At 71.7% G+C, this 15541-nt stretch carries 14 protein-coding genes, 1 pseudogene and 1 riboswitch; of the genes and pseudogenes, 4 read left to right on the top strand and 11 right to left on the bottom strand.

Annotated features, from left to right (window positions below):
- Nucleotides 1-11: 11 nt before the first annotated feature.
- The 8 genes and pseudogenes from ACYVOO_RS37560 to thrC all read right to left on the bottom strand — a co-directional run bounded on the left by ACYVOO_RS37560 (nucleotide 12) and on the right by thrC (nucleotide 7375).
- Nucleotides 12-659 carry a DUF6879 family protein gene (locus ACYVOO_RS37560; RefSeq protein ID WP_461020215.1) on the bottom strand — a complete coding sequence of 216 codons (648 nt, stop codon included), beginning with the start codon at nucleotides 657-659 and terminating at the stop codon, nucleotides 12-14.
- Nucleotides 652-921 (bottom strand): hypothetical protein, encoded by a 270-nt coding sequence (locus ACYVOO_RS37555; protein ID WP_461020214.1) that lies wholly within the window; start codon nucleotides 919-921, stop codon nucleotides 652-654. Before ACYVOO_RS37555 ends, ACYVOO_RS37560 begins: the two co-directional genes overlap by 8 nt.
- A gap of 189 nt (nucleotides 922-1110) precedes the next feature.
- Entirely contained in the window at nucleotides 1111-1806 is a 696-nt protein-coding gene (locus ACYVOO_RS37550) for a hypothetical protein (RefSeq protein WP_461020213.1), read from the bottom strand.
- A gap of 194 nt (nucleotides 1807-2000) precedes the next feature.
- Nucleotides 2001-2582: pseudogene (locus ACYVOO_RS37545) on the bottom strand (hypothetical protein); the annotation flags it as partial.
- Between the two features lie 378 nt (nucleotides 2583-2960).
- Nucleotides 2961-4589, bottom strand: coding sequence for a chaperonin GroEL (gene groL / locus ACYVOO_RS37540; protein ID WP_461020212.1), 1629 nt, complete (start codon nucleotides 4587-4589; stop codon nucleotides 2961-2963).
- A 492-nt stretch (nucleotides 4590-5081) separates the two neighbouring features.
- Nucleotides 5082-5285 carry a cold-shock protein gene (locus ACYVOO_RS37535; protein ID WP_016472377.1) on the bottom strand — a complete coding sequence of 68 codons (204 nt, stop codon included), beginning with the start codon at nucleotides 5283-5285 and terminating at the stop codon, nucleotides 5082-5084.
- 507 nt (nucleotides 5286-5792) lie between these two features.
- Nucleotides 5793-6071 carry a MoaD/ThiS family protein gene (locus tag ACYVOO_RS37530; protein ID WP_453344741.1) on the bottom strand — a complete coding sequence of 93 codons (279 nt, stop codon included), beginning with the start codon at nucleotides 6069-6071 and terminating at the stop codon, nucleotides 5793-5795.
- On the bottom strand, nucleotides 6068-7375 hold the full coding sequence (gene thrC, locus ACYVOO_RS37525) for a threonine synthase (protein ID WP_461020211.1): 1308 nt from the start codon (nucleotides 7373-7375) through the stop codon (nucleotides 6068-6070). Before thrC ends, ACYVOO_RS37530 begins: the two co-directional genes overlap by 4 nt.
- A 17-nt stretch (nucleotides 7376-7392) precedes the next feature.
- Nucleotides 7393-7534: riboswitch (SAM riboswitch) on the bottom strand.
- Between the two features lie 162 nt (nucleotides 7535-7696).
- Here thrC and ACYVOO_RS37520 point away from each other — a divergent pair.
- Together ACYVOO_RS37520 and ACYVOO_RS37515 are read left to right on the top strand one after the other, a co-directional pair.
- Entirely contained in the window at nucleotides 7697-8650 is a 954-nt protein-coding gene (locus tag ACYVOO_RS37520; RefSeq protein WP_461020210.1) for a glucosyl-3-phosphoglycerate synthase, read from the top strand.
- Between the two features lie 211 nt (nucleotides 8651-8861).
- The gene (locus tag ACYVOO_RS37515; RefSeq protein ID WP_461020209.1) at nucleotides 8862-10376 is read left to right on the top strand and encodes an alpha,alpha-trehalose-phosphate synthase (UDP-forming); all 1515 of its coding nucleotides are present in this window, start codon (nucleotides 8862-8864) and stop codon (nucleotides 10374-10376) included.
- Between the two features lie 57 nt (nucleotides 10377-10433).
- Here ACYVOO_RS37515 and otsB read toward each other — a convergent pair whose 3' ends face one another.
- The 3 genes from otsB to ACYVOO_RS37500 all read right to left on the bottom strand — a co-directional run bounded on the left by otsB (nucleotide 10434) and on the right by ACYVOO_RS37500 (nucleotide 12985).
- On the bottom strand, nucleotides 10434-11267 hold the full coding sequence (gene otsB, locus ACYVOO_RS37510; protein ID WP_461020208.1) for a trehalose-phosphatase: 834 nt from the start codon (nucleotides 11265-11267) through the stop codon (nucleotides 10434-10436).
- A gap of 84 nt (nucleotides 11268-11351) precedes the next feature.
- Complete coding sequence (locus tag ACYVOO_RS37505; protein ID WP_461020207.1) at nucleotides 11352-11654, bottom strand: DUF3263 domain-containing protein; 303 nt, start codon at nucleotides 11652-11654, stop codon at nucleotides 11352-11354.
- 47 nt (nucleotides 11655-11701) lie between these two features.
- Entirely contained in the window at nucleotides 11702-12985 is a 1284-nt protein-coding gene (locus tag ACYVOO_RS37500; protein ID WP_461020206.1) for an ABC transporter substrate-binding protein, read from the bottom strand.
- 333 nt (nucleotides 12986-13318) lie between these two features.
- Here ACYVOO_RS37500 and ACYVOO_RS37495 point away from each other — a divergent pair, with 333 nt between their 5' ends.
- Nucleotides 13319-14218: an ROK family protein gene (locus tag ACYVOO_RS37495; protein ID WP_461020393.1), complete on the top strand. Its 900-nt coding sequence runs from the start codon at nucleotides 13319-13321 to the stop codon at nucleotides 14216-14218.
- Nucleotides 14215-15471 carry an N-acetylglucosamine-6-phosphate deacetylase gene (gene nagA, locus ACYVOO_RS37490; RefSeq protein WP_461020205.1) on the top strand — a complete coding sequence of 419 codons (1257 nt, stop codon included), beginning with the start codon at nucleotides 14215-14217 and terminating at the stop codon, nucleotides 15469-15471. Before ACYVOO_RS37495 ends, nagA begins: the two co-directional genes overlap by 4 nt.
- Nucleotides 15472-15541 lie beyond the last annotated feature (70 nt).

Here is a 15541-nt window from a genome sequence, read left to right as displayed (position 1 = left end):
GCCGCTGATGCCTACTCCTCCGTCGTCCGGGAAGCGGGCCGGGGGCCGAGACAGCGGTCGGTGTAGGACATGACGTCCTCGCCGTCCGCGTAGAGATGCTCGATGAACCTCTCCCAGCGCCCGACGAGTTCCGGACCGGTGAACCTGACGCAGCCGTCGAGCAGTCCCGCGTCGGTGTAGACCACCTCGTAGAGCACGTCGCCGCCCAGGGTGACGACCTCCGGCAGCATGCCCCGGCCCTCCCACGGCTCCAGTGCCCCGGCGCCGACGACCCGGACCGGCATCCCGCTCTCGGCCTGGACCCGCAGGGAGTGCAGCTCCCACCACAGGTAGGGCGTCAGCGGTTCCTCCACCACGCGGACGCGGTGGAAGACGCTGTCCCGTTCCTTGTCCTCCCGCGCCACCTCACGCCAGTGCTCCCCCCGCTTCACGGCGAGCCGCAGCGCCTCGTCGTAGTCGCCGCGGCGGAACGCCTCCCAACTGGGCGAGTTCAACTCCTGGAAGTGCTGCCGCCGCTCGAACTTCCAACCCGCCCGGCCTGTGATTGCCTCCTTGTACCGCTGGAAGTCGCTCCTGTAGGCGTCGAGTCCGAGCCGCTCACCGAGATCGCGGTCGAGGGTGAGGTCGAGGCCGGAGGAGAACGGCGTACGGTCAGACATCGGCGATGTCCGGCTTCGCCGCACGGAGCGTGTTGCCCGGGATGACGACCAGCCGCTCTCCCCGCGAGATCCTGGCGTCCGGCGGAAGCCGGTCCGCGTACTCCGCCGTGAGGTCCCGGCCGATCACCGCGATGTCGCCGTTGTCCAGCTCCCAGATGTCGGGGCAACCGGTCTCGTCCTCCGTGTTCCCCAGTTCCTCGGCGGTCTTCCCCAGCCTGCGCGTGAACAACGCGGCCGGATCGGCCTCCCACACTCGTGCCATTCGAACCCACCCCACTTCGCTGGCGATCACGTCACGTCATTGATTACTTTACGGAGGGTGACGACGGCAGGCAACGCCACTACCGGACAGGCCGCGTCCCCCCGCCGCCCAGCCATGAGGGGCCCGGCCGCCGGAAAACGCCCGCGCGGCCGGGCCCCTCATGTCGCTGGACGCGTCGCGCGTCGCGCGTCACATCCTCAGCAGCCGGTCCATCGCCTCCCTGTACTGGCGCAGTGCCAGCCGGAGTTCCTCGGTCTCGGCCGTGCCGGCCGGGCCCGACGCGGCCGACGTGCCCGGCGCGGCCTCGCCGGGCCTGCCGCCGTAGTGGTCGTCGCCCTCGGGCTTGGCCGCCGCGCCACGCCACGGTTCGCGCAGGGCGCGCTGGCGCTCGACGAGCGCTTCGGTGATATGGCGGCTCAGCTCGTCGAAGACGGCATCCGCCTCCTCGACAGACCGGCGCGGCCCGTCCACGAACCCCGTGACGGCGTGCTGGAGGCGCTCGGCCAGGCGGTCGCGTTCGGTGCCGGGCACCAGCGGGCCCGCGTGGGGGTGCGTGGACTCGCGGGGGTCCAGGGGCGGTTCGTCGGCGCCGGGCCTGTCGGCGCCGCCCCGCTCCTCCGCCGAGGTCACGGGCGTGCCGGCGCTCCTCGGCGGGCCCGGATCAGCGCTGCCGCCGCCGCTGCGCCGGGGAGCCACGGCCGTCTCGGCACGCGCCCCCGTGGGGGGAGCGCCGGGCGGCGGGCCCGTCGGCGGCACGGGCGGCGGGGTCACGGGCGGAGCCGTGGTGCCCGGCGGCGTGCTGGCCGGGGGTGCGGTCGGCGGCGGTGTGGTGGGCGGCGGGGCCGCGCCGGGACGGTTCTCGTGGTCGTCCATGTCCCTGCTCACGGCGTCTCACTTCCCCTCGTCCGGTGGCGGCGGTTGCCGCCGATGGGCCAGCGCGAGTGCGTACGTCCGTCGTTCGCGTGGGCGCGCCCGTCAGGGGCCCCGGGAGGCGCGGCGCCGGGTGCTGTGGAGCCGGGGGCCGGGGTGCCGGGCGTGGCGGTTCCGCCGGGCGTGGCGCTACCGGGCGCGCCGGAACCCGCCGTACCGGGCCCCGTGGTCACCGGGCGGCGTCCCTTGCCCGCCGTCGCGGGACGGTCCTCGGCCAGCGCGTCGAACAGCGCCCGCGCCTCCAGCATCGCCTCGCGCATCCCCTCCGTACCGGCGCGGCCGTGCGCGGCGGCGTGCACCATGCGGTAGCCGTGGATGTGGTGGGCGTGGTGCACGGACAGCGCGTCCATGTGCTCGTCGGGCCGGTCGACGCCCGGGAAGCCGCGCTCCTGGGCGAGCCCGGCCAGCAACTGGTCGGCCTCAGCGATGGCCTCGTTCGGTGAGTCGACGAACCGCTCCTGGGCTCCGGCCCACCGGACCAGGTACTGCTCCCGCACCTCGGGGGTCAGCGGCTGGAGCCGCAGGCGCCCGTACCGCCTGACGCGCTCGTCCAGTTCGTGTTCCGCCGCCTTGACGTCGCCGTTGTGCCGCGCGAGGACCCGCTCGTACTCGGGGCCGAAGCGCCGTTTCAGACCGCCCTTGCCGCCGCCTTTCGCGCGGCTCATATAGAGGGCACCGGCGGCGAGGGCGACCACCACCAGTACCAGGATCACGATCACGACTGCGGTCATGTGTCCCACCCCGGGCTTTCGTCTCTCGTAGCTCGTGCGGCTCGTGAAAAACTTCGTGGAAACCTGCCCGGTCCGGTTAGCCCCGCTGCGGCGGGCTAAACCGCCGTGGGCGCGACAGCGGTTGGCGCGCCCGCCCCGTACAGCGCGCCCGTGCCCGGCCCCCTCCGTACGTGCGCCGTACGCCCTCCGTACCTGCCCACGGCATACCCACGCGCGCGACCCCCGTACGAGAATCCGTACGCATCCTTCGGCACCCCCTCCTACGCAGCCCGACCCCTGACACGCGCCGAGGGCGGCACCCCCGTGCAGGGGATGCCGCCCTCGGTCCGATCCGTACGGCGTGGAGCCGCCGATCCGCCGGGAGGAAACTCCGGTGGATCAGAAGTCCATGCCACCGCCCATGCCACCGGTCGGGTCGGCGGCGCCGGCCCCGGCCTTCTCCGGCTTGTCGGCGATGACGGCCTCGGTGGTGAGGAACAGCGCCGCGATGGAGGCGGCGTTCTGGAGCGCGGAGCGCGTCACCTTGGCCGGGTCGATGATGCCCTCGGCGATCATGTCCACGTACTCGCCGGTGGCGGCGTTGAGGCCGTTGCCCGGGGTGAGGTTGCGGACCTTCTCGACGATGACGCCACCCTCGAGACCGGCGTTGACCGCGATCTGCTTGAGCGGGGCCTCCAGGGCCAGCTTGACGGCGGCGGCACCGGTGGCCTCGTCGCCCTCCAGGTCCAGCTTCTCGAAGACGCTGGACGCCTGGAGCAGAGCCACGCCACCACCGGCGACGATGCCCTCCTCGACGGCGGCCTTGGCGTTGCGCACCGCGTCCTCGATGCGGTGCTTGCGCTCCTTCAGCTCGACCTCGGTGGCGGCACCGGCCTTGATGACGGCCACGCCGCCGGCCAGCTTCGCCAGACGCTCCTGGAGCTTCTCGCGGTCGTAGTCCGAGTCGCTGTTGTCGATCTCGGCGCGGATCTGGTTGACGCGGCCCTGAACCTGCTCGCTGTCACCGGCACCGTCGACGATGGTGGTCTCGTCCTTGGTGATGACGACCTTGCGGGCGCGGCCGAGCAGCTCCAGACCGGCGTTCTCCAGCTTGAGGCCGACCTCCTCGGAGATGACCTGACCGCCGGTGAGGATGGCGATGTCGCCGAGCATGGCCTTGCGGCGGTCGCCGAAGCCCGGGGCCTTGACGGCGACGGACTTGAAGGTGCCGCGGATCTTGTTGACGACCAGCGTGGAGAGGGCCTCGCCCTCGACGTCCTCCGCGATGATCAGCAGCGGCTTGCCCGACTGCATGACCTTCTCCAGCAGCGGAAGGAGGTCCTTCACGTTGCTGATCTTGGAGTTGACGATGAGGATGTACGGGTCCTCCAGCTCGGCCTCCATCCGCTCCATGTCGGTGGCGAAGTAGGCGGAGATGTAGCCCTTGTCAAAGCGCATGCCCTCGGTGAGCTCAAGCTCCAGACCGAAGGTCTGCGACTCCTCGACGGTGATGACGCCTTCCTTGCCGACCTTGTCCATCGCCTCGGCGATGAGCTCGCCGATCTGGGCGTCGGCGGCGGAGATGGAGGCGGTGGAGGCGATCTGCTCCTTGGTCTCCACGTCCTTGGCCTGCTCCAGCAGCGCGCCGGAGACGGCCTCGGTGGCCTTCTCGATGCCGCGCTTCAGCGCCATCGGGTTGGCACCCGCGGCCACGTTGCGCAGGCCCTCCTTGACGAGCGCCTGGGCGAGGACGGTCGCGGTCGTCGTGCCGTCACCGGCGACGTCGTCCGTCTTCTTCGCGACCTCCTTGACCAGCTCGGCGCCGATCTTCTCGTAGGAGTCCTCGAGCTCGATCTCCTTGGCGATGGAGACACCGTCGTTGGTGATCGTGGGGGCGCCCCACTTCTTCTCCAGCACGACGTTGCGGCCCTTGGGCCCGAGGGTGACCTTGACGGCATCGGCGAGCTGGTTCATACCGCGCTCAAGGCCGCGCCGCGCCTCCTCGTCGAACGCGATGATCTTGGCCATGTGAAGTGGTCCTCCCGGACTGGGGGTCCCCCCGGCGAAGCCAGGGTACGGATGATCCGGACCGCGCTGGCGCCCGCGACGGACGGCCTGCAACCCGGGCGGTTCCTTGCACCCACCCGGCTGCGGGCCTCACCGACCCGGTCCTTCGTTGTCACTCTCACTCGTAGAGTGCTAACGCCAATGATTAGCACTCGACCCCCGCGAGTGCAAGCGGCTGCGGCGGTTCGAAGGCCCGGCGCGGGGTGCTCGGCGGGGCGCGTGTATACGCGCGCGGACGTGCGCGGCTGTGCGCGCGGACGTGAACGGCCTCCGGCACGGGTCCGCGCGCCCTCCGTATCCGACGGTACGACTCCGGACCGGCCGACCGGTCCGGGCACCCCCCCCCATGAGCCGGGCCCCGGACGCCCCCGGACGAAAACACCCCCTGGACAGACATGAGGGGCCGCATCCGAAGATGCGGCCCCTCCACGCTCTGCGCAGTCTGGTCGGCGCTCAGCCGGTCACGCGGACCATGTCCGCCTGCGGCCCCTTCTGACCCTGCGAGATCTCGAACTCGACCCGCTGCCCTTCGTCGAGAGTGCGGTAGCCGTCCATCTGGATCGCGCTGTAGTGGACGAACACGTCCGCACCACCGTCGACCGCGATGAAGCCGTACCCCTTCTCCGCGTTGAACCACTTGACGGTGCCCTGAGCCATTCCTAACTCCCCTATTACTGGCCCTTGCACGAGCCCGCACTTCACGAACCCGGGTCAGACCTCACTTCTGCCTAAGCGGAAGCGTGCGCCGGAACGCGTCGACCGCGGCTGAATGTATCTGCACGGACGCCCTCTGCAACAGGTCAATCGGACGAGAATTCTGGGTACGGCCGATCGGGAATAAACGCTGAAGTCCCTTGAAATCAGGGCAAGTCGGGCCGGGCATAGGCCACCAACACGACAATTGCGGCCTCGTTTTGGGGCACAACTTGTCGCGTTCTCATATGCGCTGGGCGCGCACGGGGGAGGGGATTGACGCCACCCTATCGCGGCCCGGAATGCGGAATCGCTCCCTCCGGTCGGATCAGGAGGGAGCGATTCGACAATATTCGATGCGTTGACCGTTCACGGACGCTTCGGGCCCGTCATCAGTGAAGATTCAACGAAGACCCATCGAAGAATCATGGAGGTCCGGACAGCCGGACCCCGTCGGGGCTCGGCCCGGGCTCAGCAGCCGCCCGCGACGGCCGGGATGATGGAGACGCCCGCGCCGTCCGGCGTCGGCGTCTCCAGACCCTGCTCGAAGCGGACGTCGTCGTCGTTCACGTACACGTTGACGAAGCGGCGCAGCTTGCCCTCGTCGTCGAGAACGCGCGCGCCGATGCCCGCGTGGTTCTTCTCCAGGTCCGTCAGCACCTCGGACAGCGTGGCGCCCTCGGCGCTCACTTCGGCCTGGCCACCGGTGTACGTACGGAGAATGGTGGGGATACGGACATTCACGCTCATGATGCGAGGCCAGCCTCTCGGAAGGAGTCCAGGTTCGGACGGATGATGGCGGACGGCCCGGTGGTCGGGGCGACCGCGTCCAGGGTCTTGAGTCCGTCGCCCGTGTTGAGGACGACGGTGGTGAGGGAGGGGTCGAGCTTCCCTTCCTCGATCAGCTTCTTGGTCACGCCGACGGTCACGCCGCCCGCGGTCTCGGCGAAGATGCCCTCCGTGCGCGCCAGCAGCTTGATCGCGTCGACGACCTGCTCGTCGTTCACATCCTCCACCGCGCCGCCCGTACGGCGTGCGATGTCCAGGACGTAGGGCCCGTCGGCCGGGTTGCCGATGGCCAGCGACTTGGCGATGGTGTCGGGGCGCACCGGGCGCACGACGTCGTGCCCGTCCTTGAAGGCGCGGGAGACGGGCGAGCAGCCCTCGGCCTGGGCGCCGAAGATCTTGTAGGGCCTGTCCTCGACGAGCCCGATCCTGATCAGCTCCTTCAGACCCTTGTCGATCTTCGTGAGCTGCGAGCCGGAGGCGATCGGGATCACGATCTGGTCCGGCAGCTCCCAGCCGAGCTGCTCGCAGATCTCGTACGCGAGTGTCTTCGAGCCCTCGCCGTAGTACGGGCGCAGGTTGACGTTGACGAACCCCCAGCCCTCGCCCAGCGGGTCGCCGATCAGCTCGGAGCAGAAGCGGTTGACGTCGTCGTAGTTGCCCTCGATGCCGACCAGGTCACCGCCGTAGACGGCGGCCATCACGACCTTGCCCTGCTCCAGGTCGTGCGGGATGAACACGCAGGAGCGGAAGCCCGCGCGGGCCGCTGCGGCGCCGACGGCGCCGGCCAGGTTGCCCGTCGACGAGCAGGACAGCGTGGTGAAGCCGAAGGCGCGGGCCGCCTCCACGGCGATGGCGACGACGCGGTCCTTGAAGGAGTGCGTCGGGTTGCCGGAGTCGTCCTTGATGTGGAGGGACCCGGTGATGCCCAGCTCACGGGCCAGGTTGTCGGCCTTGACCAGCTTGGTGAAGCCCGGGTTGATGCTGGGCTTCGAGGCCACGTCGGCGGGGACGGGCAGCAGCGGCGCGTACCGCCAGATGTTGTCGGGGCCCGCCTCGATCTGCTTGCGCAGACCCTCGGGGTCGCCGCTGGGAAGGTCGTAAGCGATCTCCAGCGGCCCGAAACACGCCTCGCACGCGAAGACCGGGCCGAGCGGGATCCGCTCTCCGCACTCACGGCAGGAGAGCGCGACGGCGGGGCCGAGATCGACGGTGGCGTTGTCCTGCGGGGATACGGTGTCCTGCTGCTCAGCAGCTTGCACAGCCATGGAGGCGAGGCCCTTTCTCCTCATCTTCCCCGTGACGTATCTCGCCACGAGACGGAATTGGCACCTTCCCAAGCCGGGAGCCTCGCCATGATCGCGAGACCGGCTGGAGGGTTGCCGGGGCTTCAACGGGCCGTTTCCCTCTGCCCCTCTGGATGAGCGGTATGAAGTTTTGCGGTGCACGCACTGGACCGTGCAAGTGCACACTACGCAGATCGACCCCGACATGCGGTCGTCATCCGCGTTGTTCAAGACTGTAACCGAAGGCCCCGAGTCTTGAGATAGTCGTCCGAACCGCGAGATGGATCACATGGGGAGCGTCCAGTGCTGCCAGAAGTAGAGCAGTGGCTGAGCCATCGGTCCTGGTCAGCGACCGATCGCCGCCCGATCGGCGAGCTTCTCGCGGCCAAACGGAACGCGGGCAGCACCGTCAGCGTCGTGCTGCCCGCGCTCAACGAGGAGGCGACGGTCGGGAAGATCGTCTCCGTCATCCGCGGCGAGCTGATGACCGGGGTGGCGCCCCTCGTCGACGAGCTGGTCGTCATGGACTCCGGCTCCACCGACCGCACGGCAGAGGTCGCCGCCGCCGCGGGCGCGAAGGTGATCCACCGCGACGAGGTGCTGCCCCGGCTGCCCGCGCTGCCCGGCAAGGGCGAGGTGCTGTGGCGGTCGCTGCTGGCGACCGACGGCGACATCGTCTGCTTCGTCGACGCCGACCTCATCGACTTCTCGTCCGCCTTCGTCTCCGGGATCGTCGGACCGCTGCTGCTGGAGCCCGAGCTGCACCTGGTCAAGGCGATGTACGACCGCCCGCTCGGGTCCGACCCCGCGGGCGGGGGCCGCGTCACGGAACTGGTGGCACGCCCCCTGCTGAACCTCCACTGGCCCCAGCTCGCGGGCTTCGTCCAGCCCCTCGGCGGCGAGTACGCGGCGCGGCGCTCCCTGCTGGAGCGGCTGCCGTTCCCCGTCGGCTACGGGGTGGAGCTGGGACTGCTGATCGACGCGCTGCACACGGTGGGGCTCGACGCGCTCGGGCAGGCCGACGTGGGCATACGGCGGCACCGCCACCAGGACGGGCAGGCACTCGGGCGCATGGCCGCGACGATCTACCGCACCGCGCAGCTCCGGCTTTCGCGGGGGCATCTGGTGGGGGGTCTGCTGACGCAGTTCGAGCGCGAGGGCGAGGGCGGGTTCCGGGCGCGGGACCACTCGATCGCCACGGAGGAACGGGAACCCATGCGCGACGTCCCCGAGTACACCCGCCTCCACGCGGCGTAAGGGCACCCCCGTGCAACCCCGCACGCCCGGGGCGGGATGCGCGATGCGCCTTGGCGTGCCGAGGCACAAACCCAGCGCGGGACCCTACGGTGCCCGCTTCACGGGGCGACCGTCCCGCGCAACACCCCCGTGCAGGGGCAACCCTGCGTTTCCTTCCGCCCCCCGCGAAGGGTTACGTTTGGGCGGATCTCGGGGCGGCTAAGCTCCGCGCATGGTCGCCGAACCCGCCACCCCCTCAGCGCAGCCCCCGCACGCGCAGGTCCTGGTCGCGTCCAACCGTGGCCCGGTCGCCTACAGCGCCGCCCCTGACGGCACGCTCCAGGCCAAGCGCGGCGGCGGCGGACTCGTGTCCGGGCTGTCGGCCATCGGCCCGGACACCGACGCCGTGTGGGTGTGCGCCGCGCTCGGCGACGACGACCGCGAAGCCGCACGCCAAGCCGCACAGCGCGCCGCCGGCCGCACCGGCAAGCTGGACCCGGAGGACACCGGCGGCCAGTCCGTACGGATGCTGGACATCCCGGAGGAGACGTTCAGGGACGCGTACAACGGCGTGGCCAACTCCGTGCTGTGGTTCGTCCACCACCTGCTGTACCAGACCCCCGTCGAGCCGTCCTTCGACGAGGACTTCACGCGCCAGTGGACCTCGTACGAGCGCTACAACGCCGCGTTCGCCGACGCGCTCGCCGAGGAGGCGGGCGAGGGCGCCGTCGTGCTGGTGCAGGACTACCACCTCACCCTCGTCCCCGCGCTGCTGCGCGCCCGCCGTCCCGACCTGCGCATCGGCCACTTCTCGCACACCCCGTGGGCCCCGCCGGACTACTACGCGCTGCTTCCCGACGAGACCGCGGCGCAGGTCCTGCGCGGCATCCTGGGCGCCGACCGCGCCGGGTTCCTGACGTGGCGGTGGGCCGAGGCGTTCGCGGACTGCTGTGCGCGCGTGCTGGGCGCCGAGGTGACCTCGCGCGAGGGCGGCCACGAGCTGACGGTGTCGTACGAGGGCCGCACGACCCGCGTCGGCGTGCACGGACTCGGCGCCGACGCCGACTTCCTGCGCGAGCGCGCACACCGCGACGACGTGGCGGAGCGGATGGCGCAGTTGCGTACGCAGGTCGGTACCGGGCCCGACGGCGCGCCCCGGCGCACGGTCGTCCGCGTGGACCGCACGGAGCTGTCCAAGAACATCGTGCGCGGACTGCGCGCCTACCGCCGCTTCCTCGCCGACCACCCCGAGTGGCACGAGCGCGTCGTGCACGTGGCCTTCGCGTACCCCTCGCGGCAGGACCTGGAGGTGTACCGCGACTACACCGACGAGGTCTCGCGCGTCGCCGACGGGATCAACGCGGAGTTCGGCCGGGGCGGCTGGACCCCGGTCGTGCTGCACGTGAAGGACGACTTCGCGCGCTCGCTTGCCGCCTACCGGCTGGCGGACGTCGCGCTGGTCAACCCGATCAGGGACGGCATGAACCTCGTCGCCAAGGAGGTGCCGGTCGTCTCCGACGACGGCTGCGCGCTGGTCCTCTCGCGCGAGGCGGGCGCCTTCGCTGAACTGGGCGAGGACGCGCTCGTGGTCAACCCGTACGACGTCACGGCCACCGCCGAAGCGCTGCACGAGGCGCTGACGATGGAGCGGGACGAGCGTGCGGAGCGCACCAAGCGGCTGGCCGCGGCGGCCACGGCGCTCCCGCCGGAGCGCTGGTTCCTGGATCAGCTCAACGCACTCCGGTAGCGGCGCCGCACAGCGCAGCGCCCCCGCGCGGCGTCAGCGCAGCGAGTCCGCGAGGCGTCAACGCAGCGAGTCCGCGAGGCGCTCCAGCAGATCGACCACGCCAGCCGGGCCGTTCACAGTGAGGTCGGCGCGCTCGGCCAGTTCGGTCACCTCGTCGCTGCCGCTGCACACCAGCAGCCCCGGCACGCCCTCGCCGCGCAGCTTCTCCACCGCGCTGAAGGCGGCGAGGTCGCCGAGGTCGTCGCCCGCGTACAGGACCGCTCCGGCGCCCGCGGCGCGGACGAACTCGGCGAGTGCCGCGCCCTTGTCCACGCCGTGCGGGCGCAGCTCCATGACCATGCGTCCTGGCTCCGCGCGCAGCCCGTGCCGCTCGGCCAGCGCGGCCAGCGGCTCGCGCAGCAGCGCGAAGGCGCCCGCGGGGTCCTCGGCGCGACGGGTGTGGACGGCGAGGGCGCGGCCCTTGTCCTCCACCCAGGTGCCCTCCGGGGCCCGCAGCTCCTCCAGCAGGGTGGGCAGCTCGCGGCGCAGGTTCTCGATCTCGACGGGCGGTTCAGGGCGCCGCACGGTCCCCGTCGCCGCGTCCCAGCGCTCCGCGCCGTAGGCGCCGAGCACGGTGAGGTGGTCGAGGCCCGCTGCGCCCTCGAAGCCGCCGTAGCGCACGGCGGCCTCCACGGGCCGCCCCGTGATCACGGCCACGGCGCACAGCCGGGGCGCGAGCCGCGACAGCGCGGGCACGGCGCCGGGGTGTGCGCGGGCCTGCTCGGGGTCGGCGACGATCGGCGCGAGCGTTCCGTCGAAGTCCACGGCGACCACGGCACGGCCGGGCTCGGCCACGATCGCGTCGAGGGCTTCCCTGCCAGGGGCGGTACGAGGTGTGGGCACGGCGACCATGCCAGGGACACTACCGGCTGGCGGCCCGCACGTGACCATGCGCGACGCGGACGCGCACGGCCCCGCACCCGTACCGCGCCGCTCTCAGCGCAGTGCGCGCCGCTCCTCGCGCCGTGCGCGCAGCCGGTTGACCGTGACGGGGTCGTGGGCCAGGGCGCGGGGATCGTCCAGGAGGGCGTTGAGCAACTGGTAGTAGCGGGTCGGCGAGAGGCCGAGCCGCTCCCGTATCTCCCGCTCCTTCGCGCCGGGGCCCGGCCACCCGCGCCGCTCGACGGCGAGCACCGCCCTGTCGCGCTCCGACAGCCCCGACGCGGACCGCTCCTCGTGGAGCGCCACGCTCTCCCCCGCGCCCGCTCCGGTCTCCCCCGCTCCGGTCTCCTCCGTCATGCGTCCCAACGTAACCCCGGCCACTGACAACGGGCCGGGGCGGCGGCCTACTGGGCTGCCGTCTCCTCCGCCTCGGCCTTGCGCTGGAGGCCGCCGAGGACGCTCGCGGGGCTGCCGCCCTTCTCCACGGCCTTGCCGATCGACTTCTTGATCTCGGCGCTGACGTGCGCCCAGGAGACCTTGCCCGCCGGGTAGAACTCGGCGGTGGCCAGCTCGTCGAGGAAGCTCCACAGCTCCTTGTGGCCCTTGTCGCGCCGCATCCGCTCGCGGGCGGCCGTCGTCACGGGGAGCATGTCGTAGCGGTCGGCGAAGGCGTAGTGGTTCTTCTCGCTGTAGGCGAAGTCGAGGAACGCGCCGATCTGCTCGCGGTGCCCGTTCTGCTTGAAGCCCATCATCCAGTCCGCGACGCCCATGGTGGCCTTGGCGGGGCCGCCGTCGCCGGGCAGCACGGCCGTCCCGTACTTCACGTCGTGCCGGTCGGCCTGCTGCATCAGCGTGGGGTGGCCGTTGAGCATGCCGACCTCGCCCCGGCAGAACGCGTCGAAGAGGTCCTGCCTGTCGGTGCTGCCGGGGCCGGGGTTGGTGAGGCCCTCGCCGACGAGTTCGTCGCGGAGCCAGGTGAAGGCGCGGACGTTCTCGGCGGAGTCGATGGTGTAGGTGCCGACGGTGTCCGTGTAGCCGCCGCCCGCGCTGAGCATCCACATCATGGTCTCGGCCGGTGCCTCCTCGGGGCCGAGCGGCAGCCCGTACGGGATCTTCACGCCCGCGTCCTTGAGCGCGGCGGCTGCCCGCTTCAGTTCCTTCCAGCTCTCGGGCGGCGCCTCGGGGTCGAGCCCCGCCTCGCTGAAGAGGGTCTTGTTGTAGAAGAGCAGCCGGGTGCTGGAGGCGAACGGCATCCCGTACTGCACCCGGATCACCTCGCCCGCCTCGGCGAGCGAGGGCAGGAAGTCGGCCTGGACGGGGATGGAGAGCAGGTCGCTGGCCGGGTAGAGCTTGTCCTGGTCGGCGTAGTTGGCGTAGGCGCCGATCTGGGCGATGTCGGGTGCCTCGCCGCGCTTGACCATGTCGGCGACCTTCTTGTCGACGTCGTTCCAGCTGTAGACGGAGACGTCGACGGTGATGTTGGGGTGCTTCTTGGTGAAGGCGCGGGAGACCTCGTCCCAGTAGGTCTGGGTGCTGTTGTCGCCCCCCGGGTCGCCGTAGTCGGCCGCGACCATCTTGAGCGTGACGCCGTCGCCCGAGTCCGAGCCGCTGCCGCACGCCGTGGCGGTGAGTCCCACGGCACCCGTGAGGCCCGTCGCCGCCAGCCCCAGAAAACGCCGACGTTCCACGTGAACTACCCCTTTAGCCCCTGTATGGCCACCGGCCATCGTTCGCACTCGTCCCGTCGGCCGCGCCTTCGAGACCGCACACGTATGGAACGGAAGTCTCCACTCCGTACCCCACAAGGTCTACACCACCACCCCTACCACTTCCGCAACGGCCTTCTCCTGCCCAGGTCAGCACGGTGCACCGGCACTCGAAGAGCGTCAAAGATCCCGCCGGACGCGGCCGGACGCGGCCAGTCGCGCGAGTGGACTAGACCTTTCCCGTGCTCTCGCGGGAGACTGACCCCTGTGAGTCCTCGGGAATACGTCATCGCCCTCGACGTGGGCGGCACGGGAATGAAGGCCGCCCTCATCGGGCCCGACAACCAGCCGCTCCACGAAACACGCCGCGCCACCGACCGCGACCGCGGTCCCGAGGCCGTCGTCGAGGGCATCCTCGGCTTCGCGGCTGAGCTGCGCGCGTACGGCGTCGAACGGTTCGGGAACGAGCCGTCAGCCGCCGGTGTCGCCGTCCCCGGCATCATCGACGAGGCGAACGGCATCGCCGTCTACGCCGCCAACCTGGGCTGGCGCGACGTGCCGCTGCGCGCGCTGCTGAGCGCGCGCCTCGGCGGCGCGCTGCCCGTCGCGCTCGGGCACGACGTGCGCACGGGCGGGCTCGCCGAGGGCCGCATCGGCGCGGGTGAGGGCGTGGACCGCTTCCTCTTCGTGCCGCTCGGCACGGGCATCGCCGGAGCCATCGGCATCGATGGGCGCGTCGAGCCGGGGGCGCACGGCAGCGCGGGCGAGATCGGGCACATCTCGGTGCGCCCCGAGGGGCCGCGGTGCCGGTGCGGGCAGCGTGGCTGCCTGGAGATGCTCGCCTCGGCCGCGGCCGTCGGCCACGCCTGGGCGAAGGCGTGCGGCGACCCGCAGGCCACGGCGGCCGACGCGGCCAAGGCCGTCGAGTCGGGGGACCCGCGCGCCCTCGCCGTGTGGCGCGACGCGCTCGACGCGCTCGCCGCCGGGCTCGTCACGGCCCTGACCCTCCTCGACCCCCGCACGCTGATCATCGGCGGCGGGCTCGCGGAGGCGGGCGACACCCTGTTCGTGCCGCTTCGGGACGCGGTACGGGAACGGGTCACCTTCCAGCACATCCCGACGATCGTGCCCGCGGCGCTTGGGGATGCCGCAGGCTGCCTGGGCGCGGGACTTCTCGCCTGGGATCTTCTCTCCGCGGAGGTTGCGAGCCGATGACCAAGCGCAAGGTGCTGACCGGGGCACGGGTGGTGCTGCCGGGAGGCGTCGCCGAGAACGGGTGGCTGGCCGTCGAGGGCCGCACACTCGCCGCCGTCGGCCAGGGGGGCGCGGACGAGGGGTTCGACGGGGCGGGGGGCTCCGGCACGGCGGGGGGCTCCGGTGCGACGGGAGGCTCCGGCGCGACGGGAGGCTCCGGCGCGGGCGGCGACGTGCTCGACCTGGGCGGGCACTGGATCGTGCCCGGCTTCGTCGACATGCACGTGCACGGCGGCGGCGGCGCGTCCTTCTCCGCCGGTACGCCCGAGGAAGCGCTCAAGGCCATCGCCACCCACCGCGGCCACGGCACCACGACCATGGTCGCCTCGACCGTCACCGGCGACCTGGACGACCTCGCCCAGCAGGCGGGCACGCTCAGCGAACTCACCGAGCAGGGCGATCTGGCGGGCGTCCACTTCGAGGGCCCCTTCATCTCCCCGCACCGCTGCGGCGCCCACGAACCGGCGCTGCTGCGCGACCCCGCGCCCGCCGACGTGCGCAAGCTCGTGGACGCGGCACGCGGCAGCGCCCGCATGATGACGCTGGCGCCCGAACTCCCCGGCGGGCTCGACTCCGTACGGCTGCTCGTCGAGAACGGCGTCATCGCGGCCGTCGGACACACCGACTCCACCTACGACGCGACCCGCGAGGCCATCGAGGCGGGCGCGAGCGTCGCCACGCACCTCTTCAACGCGATGCCGGGGCTCGGCCACCGCGCGCCGGGGCCCATCGCCGCGCTCCTGGAGGACGAGCGGATCACCGTCGAGCTGATCAACGACGGCACCCATCTGCACCCGTCCGTACTGGAACTGGCCTTCGGCAGCGCGGGCGCCTCGCGCGTCGCCTTCATCACCGACGCGATGGGCGCCGCCGGGATGGGCGACGGCCGCTATCCGCTCGGCCCGATGGAGGTCGAGGTCAAGGAGGGCGTCGCGCGGCTGGTCGAGGGCGGCTCCATCGCGGGCTCCACGCTCACCATGGACCGCGCGCTCCGGCGTGCCGTGACCGTCGACGGCATCGCGGTCGAGGACGCCGTCCGCGCCCTGTCGGCGAACCCGGCGCGGCTCCTCGGCGTCGACGACAGGGTCGGCTCGCTGGAGGCGGGCAAGGACGCCGATCTCGTGGTACTGGACGAGGACTTCGCGCTCGTGGGCGTCATGCGGCGCGGCGAGTGGGTGGTCGAGCCGGGCACGGCGGTGCGTGCCGCGGGCTGACGGGCGGACGGGGTGACGGGCCGCCGGTCCACGGGGCCCGTGATGGGTCCGTGGTGGGTCCGTGATGGGT

This window comes from Streptomyces daliensis, assembly GCF_054782395.1.
Note: the sequence above shows the minus strand (reverse complement) of the source record. Positions and strands in the feature narration are given on the sequence as shown.